Origin of the sequence: Caulobacter sp. S45 (assembly GCF_009765965.1) — a bacterium.
Taxonomy (GTDB): Bacteria; Pseudomonadota; Alphaproteobacteria; order Caulobacterales; family Caulobacteraceae; genus CAHJWH01.
In genome coordinates this window covers 394,569-417,130 of sequence record NZ_LMUL01000014.1, presented here as the reverse complement: position 1 = coordinate 417,130, position 22,562 = coordinate 394,569, and the positions used below count along the sequence as shown (strand labels likewise).

The following is a 22,562-nucleotide window of genomic DNA, read 5'->3' as shown; positions in this document are numbered from 1 at the left end:
ACGGGGTGGGTCCGCGGTCGCACTCGCGTACGCGTAAGGGCCGACGAAATGAAAAACTATATGACGTAGGCGGCGGCGAAGCCGGCCCGATCTGCCGGGACGAGCTACCCTGGCGGCATTGGCAGAAGCAGGTCGAAGCCATCCGGAATCTTCTAGGCGATACACAATGGATTTATGCGAGACACGCCGTTTCCTTGCGCAATCGGCTAGACGCCTTTCGCCGCACCCAGCAGCTCAATGAACCACTTGTTTGAGCGAAGGTGACGTCGGCTTTGTCGGAGCAGTTGTCATATGGGCTGCGCGAGCATTGGGGTCGTTAGCGGCCGCGCCCTCGCCGCCGGAAAACGGACATCCGCCAAGAAATGTTGACCCAACCCATCTGAAGTTGACGGGCGAGCGCCTATGCGAAAAATACTCCCGTTAACGACGGAGCAGACGGATGTCCGAGTCCCCGAGCATCGGCGCGTTCGCCATTGTTCCGAGCAACGACTTGCCTGCCTCGGTTCCGTTTTGGGAACGTCTGGGTTTCGTTCGGACGGGCGGGGACGCCAACTACATCATCATGTCCGGCTGGGGCTGCGAGGTGCACCTGACCCAGGCAGGGGATGGCCCTTGGCGCGTGCCGGAGGAGAACAACCCGTTTGGCGTCTTCATCCGCACGCCAGACGTGGACGCGATCGCCGCGCGAGTAGAGGACTTGATCATCCGCCCAGGAGGCGTCCTACGCCACCGCGAATGGGGCCTCTACGAGGTAGGGATTTGCGGGCCGGACGGCCTCTTGGTCCGCATCGGCTGGCCCTCGCGCTTGATTCAGGGCGATTGAAGTCCTTGTTGAAAACAAACCTCGTCGGCGGCGCTTCAGCCTGCGCAGACCTTCAGCACGATACCGCGCAGCCACCGGTGGCCCGTATCCGCATCCATCCGCGGGTGCCACATGAGCGACACCGTGATCTCGTCCACATGCAGCGGCAGGTCGAATATCTCGATCGCATGAAGCGGGCCTGATCGCCGTGCGCCTGCAATAGCGAACGACTGCGGAACCAGCGCGACCAGATCGGACCTCTCGGCCAGCGCCAGGGCTGTGGAGAAGCTCGGAACCACGGCCATCACCTCGCGGGAAAGGTCGAGTTCGGCGAGGGCTCGATCGACCGGACCGGTTGCGCGGCCCCGCCGCGAAGCGACCACGTGCTCGCACGCTGCATAGCGAGCAGGCGTGATCGGGGCGGCGAGAAACGGATGACCTTTTCGCGCGGCTCCGACAAACCGATCGCGGAACAAGGTCTGGATCCGGATTTCCGGGCCAGAGTCGCCGAGCACGCCGATCTCCAGATCCACGCTGCCGTCGCGCAAGGCGCGGACATCCTTGTCGGGCTTGGGAGTGAAGCAGAGTCTGACGCCTGGCGCGACAGCCCGGGCGGCCCTGACCAGCTCTGCGCCATACGCTTCGACGAAGCCGTCGTTCGCGCGGATCGTGAACATCCGCCCGAGCGTGCTCGGGTCGAGGGCGGCGCCATCGGGCTGAAGAACTGAGATCGCATCCTGGGTGAGCACTCGCACGCGATCCCGCAACGCTTCAGCGCGTGGGGTGAGGACCAGTCCGCGGCCCGCGCGCACGAGCAGGGGATCGTCCGTCGTCGCCCGAAGCCGGCTGAGCGCCCGGCTCATCGCCGATGGGCTCAGACCCAGCCGGCGGGCGGCTCCGGTGACGCTCCCTTCCGTGAGCAGCGCGTCCAGGGCGACAAGAAGATTGAGGTCCAAGCCCTCCATAGCGCCGGTATAACGCGGGCCCAGCCTCCGGGCATAGCGCTCTACGCAACTATTCTTTGCGTCTGATGCGTCTGGCGCACGACCTGCGGCCTGGTTAGCTCCGGCTGACCGTTGAACCAACGAAGGGGCTCGCGCCTGTGACCTTCATCTCACCTGACCAAGCCGCTTACACGATCCTGATCGTTGGCGCCTCGCGAGGCCTCGGCCACGCCATGGCCGCCGAGTTCCTGATGAAGGGATGGCGCGTCGTCGGCACGGTCCGGGCTGGGACGAGCCGGACCAAGCTGCACGACCTGGCGGAGACCTCCGAAGGCCGATTGGAGATCGAAGTGCTCGACATCAACGATCCAGTGCAGATTGTGGCGCTGCGAAACCGCCTGTCGGGCCGCGTGTTCGACGTCCTCTTCGTGAACGCCGGAACCACCACCCAGAACGAGCACGTGAAGGTCGGAGAGGTGACTACCGACGAGTTCATGCGCGTCATGGTCACGAACGCCTTGAGCCCGATGCGTGTCATCGAAACTCTTCAAGACCTTGTTCCTGCTACCGGTATGATCGGCCTCATGTCATCCGGGCAAGGCAGCATCACCAACAACATGATGGGGATGCGGGAGGTCTACCGGAGCAGCAAGGCGGCTCTGAACATGTTCATGCGCAGCTTCGCGGTACGGCCGTTCAACGCATCGCGCGCCATGGTGCTGATGGCGCCGGGTTGGGTCCGCACCGACCTGGGAGGGCCGGATGCGCGCCTGAGCATCGAGGAAAGCGTGCCTAACCTGGTGAACGTGATGCTCGCGAAGCGCCAAAGCCCCGGCCTGCATTATGTCGACTACCTCGGCCGGGTGGTTCCCTGGTGAGCCCTTCTCGCCGAAGAGCCCCTTCTATTTGACAGCGCCCTGGCGGATACGCGTGAGCAGGCGGGCGGTCTCCAGGCAGGCGAGGGCCGCCTCGCGTCCCTTGTTCTCGGGGCCGGGCTGGCTGCGGGCCTCGGCTTGAGCATCGTCATAGGTGGTCAGGACACCGAAGCTGATCGGCGTGTCGGTCTGCAATGCGCCCATCATCAAACCGATGCTGGCGCCCAGGCTGATGAACTCGAAATGGGCGGTCTCGCCTTTGATCACGCAACCGAGACAGACCACCCCGTCGTAGCGGCCGGTCTTGGCCAGTGCCGTCGCGATCAGGGGCAGTTCGAAGGCGCCGGGGGCGTCGAACACGTCCTCGTCGCTCAGGGCGCAGCCCGCTTCCGCCAGCGTCGTGCGGGCGCCCTCCAGCAGGCCGCCGGTGACCTCGGCGTTGAAGCGGCTCACCACCACGGCGATGCGCGGCAAGACTTCCGTGGCGCTCATTGACAGGTTTCCTTGACCTTGGTTGCAGGCGGCTCGGCGGTCTCGGCCAGGTCATGACCCATGCGCAGTCGCTTGGTGGCGAGATAGGCTGCGTTGTGCGGATTGGGCGTCACCTGGACCGGCGCGCGCGCTTCGACTTCAATGCCGTAGGCGGCGAGGGCGTCGGCCTTGTGCGGATTGTTGGTCAGCAGGACGATCCGCTCCAGACCCAGAGCCTTCAAGATCTGGGCGGCGACGGCGTAATCGCGCCCGTCCACAGGCAGGCCCAGCGCGGTGTTGGCGTCCACCGTGTCCATGCCCTGGTCCTGTAGGGCGTAGGCGCGAATCTTGTTGGCGAGGCCAACGCCGCGCCCTTCCTGTCCGCGCAGATAGATCAGGGCGCCGCCGGTGGCCGAGGCCGAGATTTCCGCCACGGAGCGCCTAAGCTGTTCGCCACAGTCGCAGCGGAGCGAGCCCAGGGCGTCGCCGGTCAGGCATTCCGAATGGACCCGGACCAGGGGCGCGCCGAGGAACGGGCGCTTCACCAGCGCCAGATGTTCCCCGCCGTCGAGTCGGCTGACGAAGGCGTGGGCCTCCAGGTCCGCTCCGCCGGCGTAGGCGCTGGGCAGCCGCGCGACCGCCGCCTCTTCCATCCACTGCTCGTGGGCGAGGCGGTAGGCGATGACCTCGCGGATGGTCAGGATCGGCAGACCGTGGCGTTGGGCGAACACCTCCAGGTCCGGACGCCGGGCCATGGTCCCGTCCGCATTCATCACCTCGCAGATCACCGCGGCCGGCTCCAGGCCCGCCATCCGCATCAGGTCCACCGACCCTTCGGTATGGCCGGCGCGCGCGAGCACCCCGTTGTCCACCGCGCGCAGAGGGAAGATGTGGCCGGGCGAGACGATGTCGGCGGCGGTGGCGCCGGGCGCGGCCGCGGCGGCGACGGTGCGCGCCCGGTCGGCGGCCGAAATGCCCGTGGTCACGCCGGTGCGCGCCTCGATGGAGACGGTGAAGGCGGTCTGCCGGCTGGTCCGGTTGACCTGGACCATCGGGGCGAGCCCCAGCCGGTCCACCCGCTCGCCGGTCAGCGCCAGGCAGATCAACCCCCGCGCCTCGGCGGCTAGGAAGTTGATCGCAGCGGCGTCGGCGAACTGGGCGGCGATCACCAGATCACCCTCGTTCTCCCGGTCCTCGTCGTCGACGAGGATGATCATGCCGCCCTGACTCAGGCGGGTCAGGGCTTCAGATAGGGCTGACATAGGCGCTCCACGTACTTGGCCATGACGTCCACCTCGATGTTGACGCGGCTTGCGGGGCGCGCGTGCTGCAGGGTGGTGGCCGTCCAGGTGTGAGGGATGATGTTCAGGCCGATGCGGAAGCGTCCGTCCGCCTGGGGCGCCGACACGGTGTTCAGGGTCAAGCTAATGCCCGAGACGGCGATGGACCCCTTCTCCACGCAGTAGCGATAGATGTCCGCTGGCAAGGCCAGGACAAGTTCAGTGCTCTCGCCGCGAGCGGTGATGCGTTCGATCTCGCCCACCCCGTCCACATGGCCCTGGACCAGGTGGCCGGACAGGCGGGTCGAGAGGCTGGCGGACCGCTCCAGGTTGGCGGCGCTGCCCACCGACAGCTCGCCCAGGGTGGTGCGGGCGAGGGTCTCGTGGCTGACGAAGAAGCGGGCGAAGCTGGCCTCCGATCCCTCCGCCACGGTCAGGCAGGCCCCGTCCACCGCGACGCTCTCGCCCAGGGCGAGGTCGCTGTAGCCCGTCTCCATGTCCAGGATGGCGGCCTCGCCGGATCGATCGATCCGGCGGACGCGGCCAAGCCGCTCGACTATGCCGGTGAACATGCGAGGTCCCCTATGGTAAAGCGTTCCAGCCGCGCCGGATCGCGCCGGCGCACCTCCACAGTCTCGGGGGCGGCGGTCGGTGGCTGGCGGATCAGCACGTGTTCATCCCAAAGCTCGGTCGAGAGCACGGCCGAGGTCAGGCTCGGGCCAGCCTCCACTAGGACCTCCAGCGCGCCGCGGCGGCCCAGTTCGTCCAGGGTCGCTTCCAGGTCATCGGCGCGAAAGGCGTCCAGCCCGCGCACGCCTGCGGCGGCGAGGAAGGCGGTAGAAACGCGCCCCCGCCGATCCAGCACCGCCAGCATCCGACGCTTGCCAGGGTGATCGGGAACGTGACGCACGGTGAAGGCCGGGTCGTCGGCCAGCACCGTGCCCGAGCCGGTCAAGATGGCGTCGGCCCTGCGGCGCAGGCGATGGGCGTAGGTCAACGCGGGCGGGGAGGTGAATGTGGTCTCTCCCGGCGGCGGGATCATGCCGCCCGCCGAGTCCAACGCCTGCTTCACCGTCACCCAAGGCCGATTGGTAAGTTTATGCTTGGCGAACGGGGCGATCAGGTCCCTGCACCGAACGCCCAGCGCGGAGTCCGGATCGAGCACGCGAACATCCAGGCCTGCATCGGCGAGCCGAGCCGCCCCGCCGCCGGCGACGTCGCCGTTAGGATCGATCGCGCCGATCCAGACCACGCGTGCCGAGCTCGCGAGGATCGCCTCGGCGCATGGCGGCGTACGGCCCCAATGATTGCAGGGCTCAAGCGTGACGACGACAGTGTGGATGCGGTCCTGGGCGCCTGCACGGCGGCACGCAGCGAGGGCGTTCGCCTCCGCATGGCTTTCACCCGCGCGTTCATGGGCGCCAGCGGCGAGCACCTGGCCGCCTTCATTGAGCAGCACGCATCCCACCGGCGGATTCGGGCTCGTCGCGCCCCGGTGTTCCGCCGCCATATTCAAAGCAAGATCGAAATTAGGCTCAATCGTGGACGATGCACTGCTAATTAAAGATTGCAAACTGACGGTCGTCATCAAACTCTATGCCTTACCAACGCAGCATAATGCGGGCCCAGGGGTCGGGCATATAAAGGTGTCCTGTTGTTTGGACGATGATCGCTGAGCCACCGATATCTCTATCGGCCGCCACCGCAAGCGCATTCGACAACTGGTGCAGCTAACATTTTACGCTCAGGCGCCCCACGTCTCAGCGCCGGTCTTCGTGCCCGCCTCGCCAGTCGCTGCGAGAGCCCAAGCGACCCCCGAAGATACCTGCCCGGTGGGCAGAGCGAAAAGCGCGGCGTCTCGCGGCCGATCGTGCAAAAGCTGGCGATTATAGGCTACTGTTTCCGCACCGCTAAGCTGATTGCGGTTTCTGACAAAGGCTCATCTTTAAACGGCTGGGATCGTGTGTTCCCGTCTCTCGGAGGCCTCGCGCCGCTTTGGCGTTCGGCGCGGCTCGACATCATAGCCATTCCACCTCCACAGGTTGTGGATAAGGCCCCGGAGGCGTTGGGCGACCCCGATCGTCAGCGGTCTATTGAGCCGCCGTTTACGTGTTTGTGCCCTAATGCCGCGAAATAACGGTAAACCTTAGAACGCGTAGGCTATGGTTTTTCTGCAGCACGACCTTCCGCTCGTGGCGCTCGCTGTCGGCGTGTGTTTGGTCTCTACCAGCACAGCGCTGCGTCTGATGATCTATGGCGCGCGATCAAAGCGGCGATCAGGACCAGCGTTGCTCATGCTTGGCGGCGCATGTGGCGGTATGGGCGCCTGGGCGACCAGCTTCATCGCGTTTCTGGCGTTCCAGCCGCAATACCCGGTCGGCTATGAGACGGGGGGCGTTCTAGCCTCGCTTTTGGTCCCGGTCATCAGCGGGGCGCTCGGCGTTTTCGTCACCGACCGTACCCCGAGACCTTGGAACCTGCCGGTCTGGGGCGTTATTTTTATCTCTGGTCTGGGTGCGATGCAGTTCCTGGGCCTCAAGAGCTTGCTTGTCCCTGGCGACCTCGCGCCTAGCCCCATCGCGATGGTCGCGTCCTTGCTGTGTGGCGGCGCGTTTGCGGTGCTCAGTCTGCGGATTGCGCTCCGGGCGCACACGCCAGCGAAGTTCCTACTGTCTTCGGCTACGATGGCGATGGCCATCTGCAGCCTGCACTTTATCGGCATGGTGGGCCTGGGGCTGGTTCCCGACATCCATGCCCAGGCGCCCCGCAACCTGGTCTCCCGCAACGGGCTCGCCTTGGGGATCGCCGGCCTGACGGGCCTGCTCGTGTCCGCGGGACTTGGGCTGGTTTGGCTACGGGCTTCCAGCCGCAAACAGTCTTTGAACCTACTTCAAGCGGTCATCGAAGCCATGCCCCAGGGGCTCGCCTATTTTGATGGCGACGACAGGTTCGTCCTCGGCAACGAGATTTACCGTCGGGAGCTGGCGAGTGTTGGGCTGACGCCGAAGATTGGCCGCACCTATCGGCAGACCATCGAAGCCGCCGTGGCCGGCGATTGGGGCCCCGATACGGTGGAGGGGAAGCGGGCCTGGGTGGAGGAGCGCCTCAACGCCCGGCGAGACGGAGCCGCGGAATTCGACCGGGAGACGGTGGACGGCCGGTTCCTGAGGGTGCAGAGCAGCCGCACCGGTGGCGGCGTTGTGACCGTCGTCTCCGATATCACCGACCTGAAGCGTCAAGCGGAGAGCCTTCTCCTTGCGCGGGATCAATCCGAGGAAGCCACCCGCGCCAAGAGCCGCTTCCTGGCGACGATGAGCCATGAGATCCGAACGCCCCTGAATGGCGTGCTCGGCATGGCCCAGGCTATGGCCAACGACCGCCTCTCCAAACGACAGCGAGAGCGGCTCGACATCATCCGCACATCCGGCGAAACCCTTTTGGCGGTGCTCAATGATGTCCTCGATATCTCCAAGATCGAAGCGGGCAAGTTTGAAGTCGAAGCCATAGCGTTTGAGCTCGATGAGGTCGTCGGCGCCGCCAGGGACGCCTTCGCCAGCGTCGCTGCGGAAAAGAATTTAGACTTCACTCTGGCGGTAGAGACAGGCGCGCAAGGCGCCTACGTCGGCGACCCAACGCGGATTCGGCAAATCCTACTGAACCTTCTCTCCAACGCGCTGAAGTTCACCGAGACAGGGTCCGTGCGGGTGGAGGTCAAGGCTGGCGCAGGCGAGCAGTTAAGCTTTGTGGTCCGCGACACCGGGATTGGCATGACGCCGGATCAAGCCGGGCGGCTCTTTGAAAAGTTCACCCAGGCGGATGCTTCCACCACCCGTAAATACGGAGGGTCCGGGCTAGGTCTCGCCATCTGCTACGAACTTGCGGCGCTCATGGGGGGAGCGCTCGAAGTTGAAAGCGCGATCGATCGAGGCTCGACGTTCACGCTTCGCCTGCCGCTTGCGCGTGCGGATGGGCCGGTCGCGGATCAAGCGGTCGAAGCCGAGAACGAGCCGCATTACGCGTTGCGGGTGTTGGCGGCGGAAGATAACGCCGTCAATCAACTGGTCTTGCGCACGCTCTTGACGCAGGTCGGGATCGAGCCTGTGATCGTCGAGAACGGCGTTCAAGCGGTTGAAGCCTGGGCGCGGGCCGACTGGGATGTCATTTTGATGGACGTGCAAATGCCGCAGATGGACGGACCGACGGCGACGCGGGAAATCCGCGCGCGTGAGCTGATCCAAGGGCGAGTGCGCACTCCAATTATCGCTTTCACCGCCAACGCCATGGCGCATCAAATCAGCGCTTATCGCGAGGTCGGCATGGACGGATTCGTCGCCAAGCCGGTCGAGACGGCGAAACTCTTCCGAGCCATCGAAGAGGCGCTGGCCGATGCCGGCTTTGAAGAAGAAAGCCCACTAGTGGCATTGTCAGATTAGAATTTCTGACTACGATTTGGCGTTGATCCAGTGTTGGGGTCCTCGCGTTACACTTGTAGTGATGGAATCTGCTGATGTCCCCGCAAACGGGTAGGGCCAAGATCAATAAATTCCATTTTAATCTGACAGTGCCCGTTAGGCCTTAAGGGGGCCGCGACGGAGACGATCAACCTTTTCGATCACCTGCCGCGTGAAGCGTGACCAGGCGGGCTAGCAGTGTCGCGGGGAAAAGTTGGCCAATGACCGCCTCCAGATTGGCCAAACTGCGCACGAAGGGATGAATGGGCGTGATGTCGCCGAATCCCGTGGTCGTGAGCGTGCTGAGACTGAAATACAGCAGCGCGCTGAAGCCTTGCCCGGGATTACTCGTCAGCCCGGCGAAGGACGGGTGCAACAGAAGTGCGGTCGCGCGGTAGGCGTTCGCGAAGATCAGCCCGATGGAAAGATACAGGATCACCGCGCCCATGATCCTGTGGATCGTCACCTTACCCCCGCCGAATGCGACGTTCGCGACGGCGGCGGCCACCGCGATGTCGAACGCCGTGGTGGCCGCAAGCCGCTCGAGATCGATGGCCAAGGCGGCCATGCCGGCCTTCATCACGACCGAAAGAAAGAGCGACACCAGGAAGGTCGCGATGATGGCTATCGAGGCCACGCGGTTTCGCGTCAGCAGGACGACGGCGGCGGCGGCCAGACCGATCCGGAAAATCTCCACCAGCACGGGCGGCAGCCGCCCTGTCGCCGCCAGTGGAGACACCACGAACATGATCCCGACCTGGATCATCAGCACGACCGTCAAGCCGATTTCACGCGATCTCGCCGTTCGGATCATTCGCCTGACACCATGCTTGCACGATCAAATCTAGGCACAACGAATGTTGCCTTTCAGGACCGAAGCCAATGGCCGTTTTGGGGGCCTTCCTGTCGTATCAAGCATGCCGTCGTCATTACGCCGCCATGTCCCCGTCATCCCGCATTGAGAGCGCGGTGTTGATGGCGTCGAACAGGGCCGAGGCGATGAAGGGCTTGGCAAGGTGCAGGTCTGCGCCGACGGCCAATGCATTTGCGATGTGCTCGGGCAGCGCATTGGCGGTCAGCATCACCACCGGGGTACGGGCCAGATTGTCCGCAAGCTCCAGCCGGCGAATCTCGGCGATGGCGCTCAGACCGTCCATCACCGGCATCTGCATGTCCATCAGGATCAGGTCGAAGCTCCCCGTGCGGAAGGCCTCCAACGCTTGAGCTCCGTCCTCCACCGAGGTTAGCTCCGCCAGTCCGCCCTCCAGCATCAGCTCCACCACCTTGCGGTTGGTGGGATGGTCGTCGGCCAGCAGGATTCGCAGCGGCTGGTCGTCGCCTTCCGAGGCGAGGGCGGTCTGGATGTCCAACACCGCCTCGGCCACGGCCGGCGCCAACGGGAGCTGCATCCAGAACCGCGAGCCCACGCCAGGTTCGCTCTCACAGTCCAGCACACCGCCCATCAGGACGGCTAGGTCGCAGCAGATTGACAGACCCAGCCCCGTACCTCCGAAGCGGCGGGTGATGGAGCTGTCGGCCTGCTCGAAGCGGCCCAGCACCTTGCTCCTATGGGCCATGGGAAATCCGACTCCGGTGTCGGCCACTAGGAAGCACGCCTGTCCGTCCGACAGCCGCTCCGCTGTCAGCCGCACCTCGCCTTTTTCGGTGAACTTGATTGCATTGGAGAGCAGGTTGGTGACCACTTGGCGCACGCGCACCATGTCGCCCATCACCATCTGGTCGATCTCCGGCGCGATCTCCACAATCAGCCCTACACCCCTCTCGTCGCACTTTAGCTGCATCAGGCCCGCCACCGCGCGCACCATGGCGCCGGCGTGGAAAGGGGCGGTCTCGATGGTGATCTTGCCGCTCTCGATCCTGGCCATGTCGAGGATGTCCGACAGCAGGCGTTGGAGGGTGTCGCCCGAAGCGCGGATAATCTCAGCCATGTCCCGCTCTTTCTGCGGCAGGTCGCAGCGGGTCAGCATGTCCGCCACCGCCACCACCCCGTTCAAGGGCGTGCGGATTTCATGGCTCATATTGGCCAGGAAATCGGTCTTCGCTTGAGCGGAAGCTTCGGCCCGGGCCCGCGCTTCGGCCAGTTCGATCGCTTGGTCCTCAAGCACATGGGTTCGCTCTGCAACGAGCTTCTCCAGCGCACGGCGCTGGCTATGAAGGTGCGCGGTGCGCCAGCGGATCAGGAGCAGCACCACCCCACATGCTGCGAGCCCCTCCAAAACGTCAAACCACCAGGTCTGCCACCAGGCGGGCAGGACAGTGACAGGCAGGTGCAACACCTGAGGGGGCCAGGCTCCGCTGGGGTCGGTCGCGCGGATTTCCAGGCGATAACGCCCTGGACCGAGATTGGTGAAGGCGGCGAGCCGCCGGGTGGCGTCAACCTCTGTCCAGGTGTCGTTCGAACCAACCAGCCGATAAGCATACTGCACCCGTTCGGGCGCAGTATAGTCGAGCGCAGCGAAGCTGATTTCGAACCCACCGCCCCCACTTGGGATGCGGAGCGACGAGCCGGTTGTAAGATCCAAGAACGGATCACCCGGCAAGGAACGACCACGAACGCGCACCTCGGTGATGACCAGCCGCGCTTGAGGTCGGACGGGTTTGAGCAGCTCAGGTCGGATCAGCTCCAGCCCGCCGCGTCCTGCGAACAGAAGTCGATCATCCTGCGTGCGCAAGCCTGCATTGTAGAAGAAGGTGCTGATCGACACGCCTTCGGGCAGCCGGAACGTCTCGGGGCGAAGAGTTCTCGGATCAATTCGCGCGAGGCCTCCGTCCGTGCTGGCCCATATGTAGCCCTGCCGATCCTCCAGCACCTTGTTCACGTTGCTGTTGGGGAGGCCTTCAGAGGTGTCCAGGCGACGGAACCTGAGCGGCTGGCCCGATACGGGGGGCTCGGCGACCGACAGGCCGTGGCCAAAGGTAGTCACCCATAGCCGGCCCCGGCTGTCGTAGCTCACACTGGAGATGAAGCCTCGCGGAGTGGTCTCATCGCCGGGGGGCGGGACTATGCGCTGGACCCTGCGGCTGTCGGGGTCGTAGTGGTTCAACCCGTTATCGGTGCCGATCCATAGGCCGCCGCGAGGATCGCGGGTCAGGATATCGACCCGCCGGTCCGTTAGCTCGTCCGCGGGCACGGCGATCTCGGGCAAGAGGGTGTCGCCCACACCAATCCGGTAGGCCCATACCCCGTCCCGCCCGGCTACCCAAAGGCGCCCACCGTCGCGGAGCAGGGCTTGGACCCTGGCGTCCAGCGCACGGCCCGGCTGACGAAGGTGGCGGACGTGCTTAGCGTTGGCGTCGGTTCGGAAGAGGCCAGCATCGGAGCCCAGAACCACGTCTCCGCCCGGCGCGACCGCATAGGTTCGGATGGCGACATTCGGCAACCCGTTGGCGCTGGGCGCTACGTTGACCACCCGCCCGGTCTCAGGATCGATCAGATCCACGCCGTGGCTGGTGTAGCCCGTCCAAATGCGATGATCTGGAGCCTGGAACACCGAGATCGACGATCGGTCGGTCAGGGCCGCGATAGGAGTCGATCCGCCCATCAGGGTCGCGAAGGCTGTTCGGCGTGGATCATATCGGGTGATCGCGCCGTTGGCCGCGATGAACACCAGGCCATCGGGGGCACGGAGAAGCGCGCGGATATTCTGGTCGCCGTAAAACAGGCTCGCGTTCCCGGCGCGTATGTGGCGGCTTTGCAAGGTCTTGGGATCGACCACCTGCAGTCCGTCATCGTAAGCGGCCAGCCACACCTCGTCCGGGGCGACCTGCAGCAGGGCGCGCACACGCATCCCTCGGCGACTGGCCGCGGTCTTCTGCGACCCGGGGATCGGCTCCGCATGCATCGCGCCCGGAGAGACGACAAAGGCTCCCTGGCCCTCACTGCCCACCCAGACGCGTCCGTCCGACGCGAGCATCAGCGCATTGACCTGCGGCGCGCCGGACTCCCCGAGATGGATGGTGGCCATTGCACCAGTTCGCAGGTCGCGGTGTAGAAGACCGCGTTGGGTCCCGATCCAGAGGTCACGTCCGCCATCCGTCGCCAAGGCCGTGACGCCGGCGGCGAGAGCGTCGCGGATCTCGATCTGAGGTGAGTCGGCGACGCCGACATGGCGCACCTGGCCGGTCGAAGGCGTCAGTTCGTCGAGTCCCGCCTCAGTCCCGACCCACAGCTTGCCACTCGGCGCGTCCGCCAGGGCTTGGATGCCGACATGGCTCAGACCGAGCTTGCCGGCCGAATAGGAGATGAAGCGTCCGGTACGCGGATCGTAGCGTGCTAAGCCCGCGGAAAGGGTCCCGACCCACAGCCGCCCTAGCGGGTCGGTGTGCAGTGTCTGCACCTGACTGTCAGGAAGCGAGCCTGGAGCGGGATCGCTGTTGAAAATGCGAAAGCGCAGGCCGTCCCATCTGGCCAGCCCATTCTGGGTGCCGATCCACAGGAAGCCTTGGCCATCGGTTGCCAGCGCCATCGGGATCGCCGAATTCGGCAGGTGTTCGTCCTGAGCGATCGGTTGGAGCAGCGCGGTCGTCAACGTCTTCCAGCCGTTCGACTCCGCGTTCGCGTTGGAAGGCGCAAGATACAAGGCCGCCAGGGCGGCGAGCATCGCCGTCAACCCCGCTTTCATGTACGGCCAACGCCACCCCATCCGCGCAAGACCGTCCATACCCCCTCCGACGTCAAGTCGACAGCATGAAACATCTGTACCCTGTAAGATCACGTTACCGCCCGCAAACGCTCAATATGGTCCGAAAATCTGGGTGTAAGCTTCGCGGTGAGCACCTGATGTTCGAAATAGGCGCTCGCGTTGGGCTCGCATGCGAAAGCCGGCATTGGGCTTTTCATGCCGCGGGGAGGGGGGCAGCCGCCGCCTATGTCCGATTTGGACCTGGGGTAATTGGGTCCAGACTACCCCCGACGCCGACCCAATGATCCAATCATCGCAGGCCAGTAATACAGGGCTGTGGCGCCAAGGAGCCCGGAGCTCGCCCGGGAGGCGGCGACCTGCCTGTCGCGGAACCAGAAGGACAGCGACACCACCGGGGTTCCAGGCTCCAGCATACGATCGAGGAAGGCTGCTAACCTTGGCATCGGCTTGATCATCAAATAGCAGGTCACGGCTTGTGCATCGGCCAGATCGCAGTCGTAGAAACTCCCCCGTCGCAGGAGCACATTGGGGATGTTGCGGGTTCGGACCCTAGAGACCCAATAGGGCAGCGGAGATATTTCGATGCCGCGGATCTGGGCCTGGGGAAAGGCTCGGGCCAGCGCGATTGCAAGCGAGCCCCAGCCAGAGCCGAGTTCGTACACCACCGCCTGTTCCGCCAGGCCAGCGTGCTTCAACAACGCCACGACATCGGCGGCTTCGTTCGGACTGGATGATTGGGGCGGAACCCCTGTGACGCCCTGAAATAGCAATATTGATGCGCCGAGCACCAAAACGATGGACAGCGCCACTGTGGCGACGACATCAGGTCCCGACATTTGCTGGCGTTCGTCGTCTAGGTGAGGCGCGGGAGCGCGCCGAACGACGAAGTGTGTCGTTCATAAGCTCCAATCTCAGAAACTCGACGCTCTCGGATTGTCAATGTGCACCCAAATCTTCGGCGCGGAAAACGCTCCTCAGGGGGAACACCATTACGGGCGTTCTCACAATATCAAACGTGCGGAATCCGGCAGAGAGCCTCTGGGGGGTAGGACGCGATCGCGCCCGCGACCACCTTTTGAGCTTGGCAGTCGGAAGCGGTCGTGTCGATCGGCAGGGAAGGTTGGATTCCGGCACCCCCATCTCGTGGCTACACTCATCGAATCTCAGCGCGTTCGGCGCGCGCCGACTGCTTGCTCGACCGCGCCCAAAGGAATTAAGAATGGCGAACGACGATCGCACAAAGATCATTCTCCGGAGAACGCCGGAATCAGCCGTCATGTCGGCAGAAGTCAAACGAGCGATGGAGATCACCGCCGATCTCAATCGTTTGACGTTCAACGATGCGGACGAAGTCCGAGCACTGTTCAGCATTCTCATAGGAAAGACGGTGGACGCCAACTTTGTATTGATACCGCCGTTCTACGCAACCGGCGGAAACAATACCCGTGTCGGGCGCAACGTCTTCGTAAATCAAAATTGCACCTTCTATGATTTAGGCGGCCTCGACATCGCCGACGATGTGATGATCGGACCGAACGTCAGCATCATCACGTCCGGCCACCCGCTAGAGCCCGCCCAGCGGCGCTCCTCAGTCGTCGCAAAGCCCATCACGATCGAAAGAAACGTCTGGATCGCAGCCGGCGCAACCATCATCGGAGGCGTAACAGTAGGTGAGAACTCAGTCGTCGCAGCGGGTTCGGTCGTCACCAAGGACATTCCGCCTAACTGCCTTGTCGGGGGGAATCCGGCGGGGGTCATTCGTTCGATCGGCGACTGAGAAGATGTTCGTAAGGATCTATTTTCGCCCTACCGCCCGTCCCAACCCCGACGCTGAGGCTCGCCAGGCTTTGGTGCTAGAAAGCGGACCCGGAAAAGGTTGCTAGGGATGGTTAGCTGACGTGTCGGTCGTTCTGCCGCCGCACATTCCGCGCGCCCGCTGAGCCGTACCACGCGACCTATGTTGAGCGCGCGTGCGACGGCCGCGTCAGTTCGCTGGATAGGGGCCAAAATGCCCGATGACCTCACGGGCCGTGTCCTCGTCGTTCAGGACGAAGACCTCATAGTTCGATCCACCAGGCGCAACGCGAATAACCACGTGGCCGTGATAGCTTCGATAGATCTGATCCATGATTGGTCCGATGGCGGCCCGTGTTTCAGGGGCCATCCCGGTCGCGAAAACGTCCCGGGGCCCGGAATAGAACTCCTGAGACGCCAATCTGACCACCACCTCCTCGCCCGGCTGAGCTGAAAGCCAGTTTTGTTGGACGATAACTCGAGGCCTGAGCGCCCGCAGGATGGCGCCGTTGACCGTGTCCCGATTGCCGTGATGGTCGAGCGTCATCACGCTGACCGGCCCGACCACGGCCGCGACCGGCGTCTCCATGTCGCGCCACCATGGTTGGGTGTAGTTCGGAACGCCTGGGATGTCGCCACCCGAATAATAGCCGAATTTTCCGTAGGTGATCTTGATCACGTTGCTGAACGGATTTTCGTCGTAATGACAGTCCTTGATGGCGTCGGCCGGAATGTATTTCTGGGTATCCTCACCCCGGCCCGTCCAAATCACTCCGCTCGACGCGATATTCCTGATGTGGAAGTCGGGAAATTTTTGCGGACGGACCAAATGAATTTGATCCAGCAAACCCGGACGCAACCCCTCGACCGGCTGCTCGCTCCGGCGGCGGAAGTCAACCATCTTCAAATAATTGACGAGCGTCTTCTCGTTATTGGTTTCAAGGCACGTTCGAAGATTGACCGGCGTGGTGTAGTTTGGCGCGGCTCGATCGACGAGGGTTTTGATCGGGATCAGATCAGCCACCTCGGTGATGCCGGTCAGCTGATAGGCGCCTGTCGCCGACATCGGACTCGACGGCAGCAGCATACCGATGTGGTCGGTGTGGAAATGAGTGATCAGCGCATAATCGAGCGCGACAGGGCGGTCATGCGGCGCGAAATGGCGGATGTAATCCGCGATCCAGTAACCGGCGGCATGCTCGGCGTTCGGTCGGGGCGGGAACGGCTTGAGAGGCGCGACCGACTTGATGAACTCTTGATCTGTCTCACCGGCGTCGATCAGCATAGTCGTGCCATCGGGCATGACGATGTAGGCGGAATTCCCGCGACCGGTGCTGATGTGATGGACGTACAGGTAGCCATCCGTCCATGGAGGCAGGACTTGCTGGCGTGCCGGTGCGATCGATGACGCCCCTGCCGCCCCACCGGAGGCGGGACCTTCGGCCTCCGCCGCCCCAGCCACCAAAGGGGCCAGGGCGAGAAGACCGAGCAGCGCCAAGATACGGGATCGAGTACGCAGAGCCACGCCGCTCACCACCGATAGAGTACGGAGACGGACGCCTCGCGCCCGAAGATTGGGCGGCCGACCGTAGCATCGCTCACCGTTCCGATCCCGAGCGCCGAAGCGCGGGAGTTGCCCTCGGTCAGGCCGGCCGAGTTCGTCACGTTTGAAACCAACGCCCGCAGCTCGATACGGTCGGTCGGCTTGGCGGTGACGCCAAGGTCGAGCGTCGTGTAGCCCGGTAGGACGCTGAGGTCGGAATCGTCCTGAAATCGCTTGCCCACAGTATAGATGTCGGCGAATGCTCGGCCGCGCCAACGGCCAATATTGAACAGATAGGCCGGCTCCAAGGAAACGCTGTAGGTCGGCACGCGTGGGATCGTATCGTTGAGCGAGCTGGCGGCGGACAGTCCGGTCAACGTCTGTATCGAGTCGATCTTGGGGTTCTGGATTGTGAACGTGCCCGACAGATCGAAGAAACGAACCGGCCGCCAATCCGCTTCTCCTTCCACGCCGACCGTTGTCGAATTGAACACGATGCTGGAGTTGGTGACGCTGCCGTTGGCGGCGGCGACCTGGGTGGTCGCGCTCAGCTGGTCGAAGTGGGCGTAGTAAGCCGTGACGGCGGCTTGGAAAGTCGATGTCTTGAACTTCAGGCCGCCTTCCGCCTGGTTGACAATCGAAACAGGGAGAGGCTGGCCGTTGGGCAAGGTCGCGCCGCTGATGATCGTCGTGAACTGCGGCATGCTGTAGGCGTGCGAATACCGCACAAACGCGTTCAGGTTTGAGAAGATGTCGTATGCCGTGCCAAAGGTGTAGGAGGTTCCGTGCAGGTCTTCCCGATGCGGCGTGTAACTCACCACGCCCTGAACCGACTGGGCCGCCAGTGGGCCCGTGGTGCTGAGCACCTGGGTTCCTAGAACGCCCTGTTCGCCCTTGTTCTGGCGGGACTCGTAGCGCACGCCGCCGTCCACCTGCCACTGAGGTGTAAGATGGACCGTGTTCTCAAGATAGCCTGAGAGCGCGACCCCGTTAAGCGACCCGCTGTTGCTGCCGGATCCATAGCTTAGAAAACCGTTCTCGGTCACATTGCCCAGAACCGCGCCGGACGCGCTCAGGGCGCGAATGTCCAACGCATTGGGGTTGTTTTGGACGTTTTGCAGGATGGCGTTCTCAAGCTCCTGGTGACCGTAGTGATAGGCGCTCGCATAGAAGCCGAAGGTGACGTCGTCTTTGATAGTGTCGGTCACATCGAAGGTCTTGGAAAGATGCACGTCGTTGATGACGTCGCGCATCTGGGTCCGGATCGAGTCGTAGTTGTTCGCCATGACAAGGCCGGCGGTGGTCGCGGGATTGTATTCGGTTCCCGATCCCACCACAGAATAGTCCAGCGACGCTGTTCCGGGGAACGCCTTCTGGGCCGCCGCCAGGTTGGAGGAGAGGAAGCTCGAAGCGCTCGTCGGAGTCGCGGCGTTGAATATGCCGTCCAGCCCAACGCGTCCATCCACATAACGCGCTCGGTCGCTGATCGTCCATCCGCCGCCGAGGTCGTAATCACCGCCCGCCGTGAAGGTGGCGATATCGGGATGAACCCCGTCGGACAGGGTCCGCGAGACGACAGCGCCGGAGGGCGTGCCGTTGAGCGTCCGGATCTGGACATGATCGAAGGCGCTACTGGTAAGCGTGCCGTAGTTCGGATTGATCAGGTTGCTGAGGGAGGCGCCGGTCAGGGGGTTGGTCAGCGGAATGTCCGTATAGATGGCGCTCGTGTCGTTTAGGTACTTGATGTCGGCGAACAACTTGCCCTTTGGCAGCAGATAGGTGGCGCCCATCTGGATTTGACCGCCGTTGTCAGCGGGCGAGAAGCCTTGGTCGCGAAGACCATTATCAACCCGGTATGATCCGCCGACGCTGTAGAGCAGGTTGTCGGTGATCGGGCCCGACTGATACCCCGAGACGCGGAATAGGCCAGCGGTGCCACCTTCGACCTGGATGGCGCCTTCCGGCGTCGGCGTGCCATGTCGGGTGATCAGGTTCACGACGCCGCCGGACGCGTTATTGCTGAAGATCGACGCGGTCCCGCCACGCTCGACTTCCGCGCGCTCGGTCATCAGGTCGACGCGAAAGATCTGGTCGATGTTGAGAAATCGCTCGTAGTTGGATTCGAACAGGGGAATGCCGTCTTCCAAGACGTCGATCAGGCGAAATCCGGCGTAAGGCAGCCCACGTATAACGATGTTTTCGTTTCCGCCCTCACCACCCGAATTCTCGACATTTATGCCCGGCTGGCCGCGCAGCAAATCCACAAGGCTTCGCGGCGACTTGTCGAGGATGGCTTGTTCCTTAAGGGTCGAAACCGCGTAGGGCGCCGTGAATTTGTCGATCGACCCGGCGGTCCCGGTCACGACCACTTCCTGCACGGCGAACACGTTGTTGGTAGAGGCCGCCACCGAATTCGATGACTGTTCAGGGACGTCAGTCGATGCGGATCGACCCTGTCGAATGACAAATCCCCCGGTAGGGGTCCGCTCGAAACCGAGGCCCGATCCAGCCAGAAGCCGCCGCAGGGCTTCCCCGGTGGACAACTGCCCCTGAACGCCTGAGGTGGTCTTACCTTTCACGAGCGCGGGGTCGAAAACCACATCCTTGCCGCTCGACATCGCGAAGGCCCGCAAGGCTACACCGAGGTCCTGGCCGGCGATGGAGTAGGATTTTGGCAAGTCTTGAGCCAGCGAAGGCGCCGCAATCGCGAATCCCGCAAGACTGATGGCAGCACAACCCGCCATCAAAGCCATACGCTTCCTGATATTTGCTCTGAACATAGTCTTTCCCCCCGTTTCGACGCCCTTCGCGTTGCCCGCTAAGACGCGGAGCAAGCACGAGCCCCCGGGGAAAATTTGTGAAATTTAAACGACAACCTGCCGGCTAGTGGGGCTTCAGGACGATGGTGTTTTCGTCCTGGCGGGCGATTTCCACGGGAAATGCGCTCGTGACCGCGTCGACAAAATCATCGGGGCGTCCCGTGTGGAACACGCCGCTGACCCGGATGCTCGCCAGTTTGGGGTCGGCGAGGATGATCTGCACGCCTCCGTATCGGTTGAGGTCAACGACTGTTTCGCCCAGAGTGGCGTCGTCAAGGATCATCCTGCCATAGCGCCACGCCTGAACCTTGCGAAGATCCACCTGGCGCACCGAAACGGGTTCGGCGGAGCTGACCCATGCCTGCTCACCCGGCGTCAGCACGGCGGCGGGTTCGACCTTGGCTAGCGTGGCTTCGGGAAGCGATCGGGATTGCCGTCGCCCGCTCTTGTAGGGCGGCTCGTCGCGCGGGTTTCCATCGCGATAAATTGCGACGCGCCCCTCCTCCAGGGTCACCAGGACGTCGCTGCCGACGCGCCGAACCTCGAACGCCGTGCCAAGCGCTCGAACCTCGTCCCGACCGGCGAAGACGCGGAAGGGGCGGTCGCGGTCCTTGGCGACCTGGAAAAACGCCTGGCCTCGATCGAGATAGAGCCGCCGCTCCGATTTCGACAGCTTCACACGAAGCCTGCTGTCGGTGTTCAGGAGGACGCCGGTCCCGTCGGCAAGACGAACGCGCTTCTGTTCGCCCGGCGCGGTTTGCAGCATCTGCTCGCGGCCGAGCACCACGAACGCCGCGATGCCCGCCGCTGCGGCTGCGACAGCGCCTGTTCCTCCGAAAACAGCCGTCCGCCGTGTCACACGCCCGATGACGCGGGCCGGCGTGCGTAGGGGCCGAAGCGCCCTGTGGCCGTCATCGGACGCCGCCAGGTGTTGCGCGCCGTCCCATAGGGCGGTGCAGTCCGCGAAGGCCTGAGCGTGGGCCGGGTCTTCCTCCATCCACGAGCGGAAAGCCTCTTCGTCGGCGCGCGTGCGTTGGTCCGAGCCTAGGCGCACGACCCAAGACGCCGCAATTTCGCCAACGGTCTCATCGATCTCAATCATGGCGAGGGAACCGGAGCCGAAGATGGTTGAGGGCCTTGCCGATATGGCGCTCCACCCCTTTGACGCTGAGGGCGTAACGAGCGGCGATCTGCGTGTAGGTCAAACCGTCCTCCCGATTGAGCAAGAACATCTCTCGTGTGTCGGTCGGCAATTCGCTCAACGCTGCAACAAGCCTTTCGAGAGCCTCTTTTCCCTCTAAGACGCGATCCGCAGCCGCTTCCCCGCTGGCCAGGGAAAAATCTTCGATCGGATGATGCTGGGCGTCATAACGGGTCTTGGCCTTGCGGGCTCGGCTGATCAGCACGCTGGAGGCAATGGTGAAGAGGTAGGCTTCGGCGTTTTGCACCGTCTCCTCATTTGTGCGCGCGAGCCGGACGAACACTTCCTGTACGCAGTCCTCGGCCGCGTCCAAGGGGAGGCCCTTGCGTGTGAAATAGCGCAAAAGGGGTTCACGATAGCGCAGCGCCAAGCCCTCCAATCGCGTGGTGCGATTGGAGTTCGTGCCGGCTTGCCTTGCGCCCAGGTCGACCATGTCGCTTTAGACAACCGCTCCTCACCGCGCCAACCGCGGGCATTGGGCTGCTCTCTCCTAAAGACGCGCTTCGTTCGATTTCCCCCGACTGAAACTGGCGAGGCGTCAAAAAAATTCTGGCGCCGCCATGTCTCAACCGGCCCGCTAGCCACCGTCCTACCAACGGCCGACCAGCAGCGGACACCTGCCTAGAGCGTTGGTTCGGAAACCTGTCGCCGACAACGTCTGGTTTGGGGAGGGGTGGTCTCGTCCGAACACCTTCCAAAAGCCGCCAATGAAGCCAGCCTGAGCGGCGGTCTTGTGGCGATCAAAATGTCTCGATGCAAGCTAGCCGGGGCAAGCTAGCCGGGGAGGTATTTTCGAATTGGGAGAGCACGGCTTGGTTCAGTACAATTCCACCTGAACAGCTTCCGGTTACAGGTTAACACAATCGGTTGTTGGGCATCATTCGAATCGACTCTCGCTTGTCCGCTAACGGGTTGGTTTCTTTGAGGAGTGGTCGGGGCGATCAAGCGGATGCCCGGTTGAGCACCTGGGTCGGACGTCGACCAAGCTAGCTCCGTTGAAGAAGCTCCGAGAGTAGCGCGGCTACGGCTTCGGGCTTCTCGACTGGCGGAAGGTGGCCGCAGCCCGGGATGACGTGAAGGGTCGATCCAGGTGTGAGCCTATGGATCTCGCGCGACAAGCTGACAGGGGTCATTCGGTCGTCTTGGCCAACGATAACCGACGTGGGCGCCCTGATGCCAGGGAGCACTTCGCGCAGATCGCCCCGAGCGAGCACCGCACGGTTCTGCCGAACGTAAGCACGGGCGCCGACCCGCACGCTCATCTCCACCAGCTCCGCACGCACGTCGTCCGGCGCATTCGGATGGACGAGCAACGCAAGGCTGCGCTCGGCCTGACGCCTGAAGTTGCGCGTCCTGCCGACGACAAGATTGGCGAGGAGGCGGTACATCTTGCGACCAAGAGTGTCTGGCAGCGCGTTCGTATCGATCAGCGCCAATTGTGTGATCCGTTCGGGCGCGAGCCGCATCAGCTCCAGTGCAACCATTCCGCCCATCGAGACGCCTGCAAGAGCGAAGCGTTCTGGCGCTTGGTCAAGGATACGACGGGCCATCCCCGCAAGAGTGTCGTCGCTATGCGTGTCGCCTATCAAGCACTCGACGCGGCTTCCCAGGGCTGCAACCGTGCGCCGCCACACAGCGCCGTCACTTCCGAGCCCAGGTATCAGAACAAGAGTTTGCATATGATGTGAGCCCATCTTTACCATGAGGCCCCAGCTCTA

At 63.4% G+C, this 22,562-nt stretch carries 17 protein-coding genes and 1 pseudogene; 4 read left to right on the top strand and 14 right to left on the bottom strand.

Features of this window, described 5'->3' with window-relative positions; all coding sequences use genetic code 11:
* Positions 1-439 precede the first annotated feature (439 nt).
* Positions 440-823, top strand: coding sequence for a glyoxalase (locus tag GSQ87_RS09140; RefSeq protein ID WP_158915165.1), 384 nt, complete (start codon positions 440-442; stop codon positions 821-823).
* Positions 824-858: 35 nt separating this feature from the next.
* Here the strand turns inward: GSQ87_RS09140 and GSQ87_RS09135 are convergent, their stop codons facing one another.
* On the bottom strand, positions 859-1,767 hold the full coding sequence (locus GSQ87_RS09135) for a LysR family transcriptional regulator (protein ID WP_158915164.1): 909 nt from the start codon (positions 1,765-1,767) through the stop codon (positions 859-861).
* A gap of 137 nt (positions 1,768-1,904) precedes the next feature.
* Here GSQ87_RS09135 and GSQ87_RS09130 point away from each other — a divergent pair, with 137 nt between their 5' ends.
* A complete protein-coding gene (locus tag GSQ87_RS09130; RefSeq protein WP_254062844.1) occupies positions 1,905-2,624 on the top strand; it encodes an SDR family NAD(P)-dependent oxidoreductase in 720 nt (239 codons plus the stop codon).
* A 24-nt stretch (positions 2,625-2,648) separates the two neighbouring features.
* Here the strand turns inward: GSQ87_RS09130 and ribH are convergent, their stop codons facing one another.
* From ribH to ribD, 4 genes are read right to left on the bottom strand one after another with little or no spacing between them, the layout of a single operon-like run.
* Positions 2,649-3,113 (bottom strand): 6,7-dimethyl-8-ribityllumazine synthase, encoded by a 465-nt coding sequence (gene ribH / locus GSQ87_RS09125; protein ID WP_158915163.1) that lies wholly within the window; start codon positions 3,111-3,113, stop codon positions 2,649-2,651.
* Positions 3,110-4,354, bottom strand: a complete 1,245-nt coding sequence (ribB, locus tag GSQ87_RS09120; RefSeq protein WP_158915162.1) for a 3,4-dihydroxy-2-butanone-4-phosphate synthase — start codon at positions 4,352-4,354, stop codon at positions 3,110-3,112. The genes ribH and ribB overlap by 4 nt, the downstream gene beginning before the upstream one ends.
* A complete protein-coding gene (locus GSQ87_RS09115; RefSeq protein WP_158915161.1) occupies positions 4,330-4,944 on the bottom strand; it encodes a riboflavin synthase in 615 nt (204 codons plus the stop codon). The genes ribB and GSQ87_RS09115 overlap by 25 nt, the downstream gene beginning before the upstream one ends.
* Positions 4,929-5,960 carry a bifunctional diaminohydroxyphosphoribosylaminopyrimidine deaminase/5-amino-6-(5-phosphoribosylamino)uracil reductase RibD gene (ribD, locus tag GSQ87_RS09110; RefSeq protein WP_158915160.1) on the bottom strand — a complete coding sequence of 344 codons (1,032 nt, stop codon included), beginning with the start codon at positions 5,958-5,960 and terminating at the stop codon, positions 4,929-4,931. The genes GSQ87_RS09115 and ribD overlap by 16 nt, the downstream gene beginning before the upstream one ends.
* Before the next feature lie 574 nt (positions 5,961-6,534).
* Between ribD and GSQ87_RS09105 the strand changes: the two genes are divergently transcribed.
* Positions 6,535-8,805: an ATP-binding protein gene (locus tag GSQ87_RS09105; RefSeq protein WP_158915159.1), complete on the top strand. Its 2,271-nt coding sequence runs from the start codon at positions 6,535-6,537 to the stop codon at positions 8,803-8,805.
* 166 nt (positions 8,806-8,971) lie between these two features.
* On the opposite strand, the gene GSQ87_RS09100 is transcribed toward GSQ87_RS09105, so the two are convergent.
* From GSQ87_RS09100 to GSQ87_RS09090, 3 genes are all read right to left on the bottom strand, one after another.
* Positions 8,972-9,595 carry a potassium channel family protein gene (locus tag GSQ87_RS09100; RefSeq protein WP_254063131.1) on the bottom strand — a complete coding sequence of 208 codons (624 nt, stop codon included), beginning with the start codon at positions 9,593-9,595 and terminating at the stop codon, positions 8,972-8,974.
* Positions 9,596-9,752: 157 nt separating this feature from the next.
* Entirely contained in the window at positions 9,753-13,445 is a 3,693-nt protein-coding gene (locus tag GSQ87_RS09095) for a two-component regulator propeller domain-containing protein (RefSeq protein ID WP_254063129.1), read from the bottom strand.
* 302 nt (positions 13,446-13,747) lie between these two features.
* A complete protein-coding gene (locus tag GSQ87_RS09090) occupies positions 13,748-14,323 on the bottom strand; it encodes a methyltransferase domain-containing protein (RefSeq protein WP_158915156.1) in 576 nt (191 codons plus the stop codon).
* Between the two features lie 383 nt (positions 14,324-14,706).
* Here GSQ87_RS09090 and GSQ87_RS09085 point away from each other — a divergent pair, with 383 nt between their 5' ends.
* Positions 14,707-15,264 (top strand): sugar O-acetyltransferase, encoded by a 558-nt coding sequence (locus tag GSQ87_RS09085; protein WP_158915155.1) that lies wholly within the window; start codon positions 14,707-14,709, stop codon positions 15,262-15,264.
* Positions 15,265-15,471: 207 nt separating this feature from the next.
* Here GSQ87_RS09085 and GSQ87_RS09080 read toward each other — a convergent pair whose 3' ends face one another.
* From GSQ87_RS09080 to GSQ87_RS09060, 6 genes and pseudogenes are all read right to left on the bottom strand, one after another.
* Positions 15,472-16,779 carry a hypothetical protein gene (locus GSQ87_RS09080; protein WP_216839168.1) on the bottom strand — a complete coding sequence of 436 codons (1,308 nt, stop codon included), beginning with the start codon at positions 16,777-16,779 and terminating at the stop codon, positions 15,472-15,474.
* 32 nt (positions 16,780-16,811) lie between these two features.
* The gene (locus GSQ87_RS09075) at positions 16,812-19,604 is read right to left on the bottom strand and encodes a TonB-dependent receptor (protein WP_158915154.1); all 2,793 of its coding nucleotides are present in this window, start codon (positions 19,602-19,604) and stop codon (positions 16,812-16,814) included.
* Positions 19,605-19,707: 103 nt separating this feature from the next.
* A complete protein-coding gene (locus GSQ87_RS09070) occupies positions 19,708-20,430 on the bottom strand; it encodes a FecR family protein (RefSeq protein ID WP_254062840.1) in 723 nt (240 codons plus the stop codon).
* A 177-nt stretch (positions 20,431-20,607) separates the two neighbouring features.
* A pseudogene (locus GSQ87_RS23090) lies at positions 20,608-20,745 on the bottom strand (FecR/PupR family sigma factor regulator); the annotation flags it as partial.
* Entirely contained in the window at positions 20,738-21,277 is a 540-nt protein-coding gene (locus tag GSQ87_RS09065) for an RNA polymerase sigma factor (RefSeq protein WP_158915152.1), read from the bottom strand. The pseudogene GSQ87_RS23090 and the gene GSQ87_RS09065, both read right to left, overlap by 8 nt.
* Positions 21,278-21,830: 553 nt before the next feature.
* Positions 21,831-22,523 carry an alpha/beta fold hydrolase gene (locus tag GSQ87_RS09060; protein ID WP_216839166.1) on the bottom strand — a complete coding sequence of 231 codons (693 nt, stop codon included), beginning with the start codon at positions 22,521-22,523 and terminating at the stop codon, positions 21,831-21,833.
* Positions 22,524-22,562 lie beyond the last annotated feature (39 nt).

Excerpts from the sequence above, each read along its gene's own strand:
- GSQ87_RS09140 (WP_158915165.1), top strand. The coding sequence starts at position 440 with ATGTCCGAGTCCCCGAGCATCGGCGCGTTCGCCATTGTTCCGAGCAAC.
- GSQ87_RS09135 (WP_158915164.1), bottom strand. The coding sequence starts at position 1,767 with ATGGAGGGCTTGGACCTCAATCTTCTTGTCGCCCTGGACGCGCTGCTC.
- ribH (WP_158915163.1), bottom strand. The coding sequence starts at position 3,113 with ATGAGCGCCACGGAAGTCTTGCCGCGCATCGCCGTGGTGGTGAGCCGC.
- ribB (WP_158915162.1), bottom strand. The coding sequence starts at position 4,354 with ATGTCAGCCCTATCTGAAGCCCTGACCCGCCTGAGTCAGGGCGGCATG.
- GSQ87_RS09115 (WP_158915161.1), bottom strand. The coding sequence starts at position 4,944 with ATGTTCACCGGCATAGTCGAGCGGCTTGGCCGCGTCCGCCGGATCGAT.
- ribD (WP_158915160.1), bottom strand. The coding sequence starts at position 5,960 with ATGACGACCGTCAGTTTGCAATCTTTAATTAGCAGTGCATCGTCCACG.
- GSQ87_RS09105 (WP_158915159.1), top strand. The coding sequence starts at position 6,535 with ATGGTTTTTCTGCAGCACGACCTTCCGCTCGTGGCGCTCGCTGTCGGC.
- GSQ87_RS09095 (WP_254063129.1), bottom strand. The coding sequence starts at position 13,445 with ATGCTCGCCGCCCTGGCGGCCTTGTATCTTGCGCCTTCCAACGCGAAC.
- GSQ87_RS09090 (WP_158915156.1), bottom strand. The coding sequence starts at position 14,323 with ATGTCGGGACCTGATGTCGTCGCCACAGTGGCGCTGTCCATCGTTTTG.
- GSQ87_RS09085 (WP_158915155.1), top strand. The coding sequence starts at position 14,707 with ATGGCGAACGACGATCGCACAAAGATCATTCTCCGGAGAACGCCGGAA.
- GSQ87_RS09075 (WP_158915154.1), bottom strand. The coding sequence starts at position 19,604 with ATGTTCAGAGCAAATATCAGGAAGCGTATGGCTTTGATGGCGGGTTGT.
- GSQ87_RS09065 (WP_158915152.1), bottom strand. The coding sequence starts at position 21,277 with ATGGTCGACCTGGGCGCAAGGCAAGCCGGCACGAACTCCAATCGCACC.
- GSQ87_RS09060 (WP_216839166.1), bottom strand. The coding sequence starts at position 22,523 with ATGCAAACTCTTGTTCTGATACCTGGGCTCGGAAGTGACGGCGCTGTG.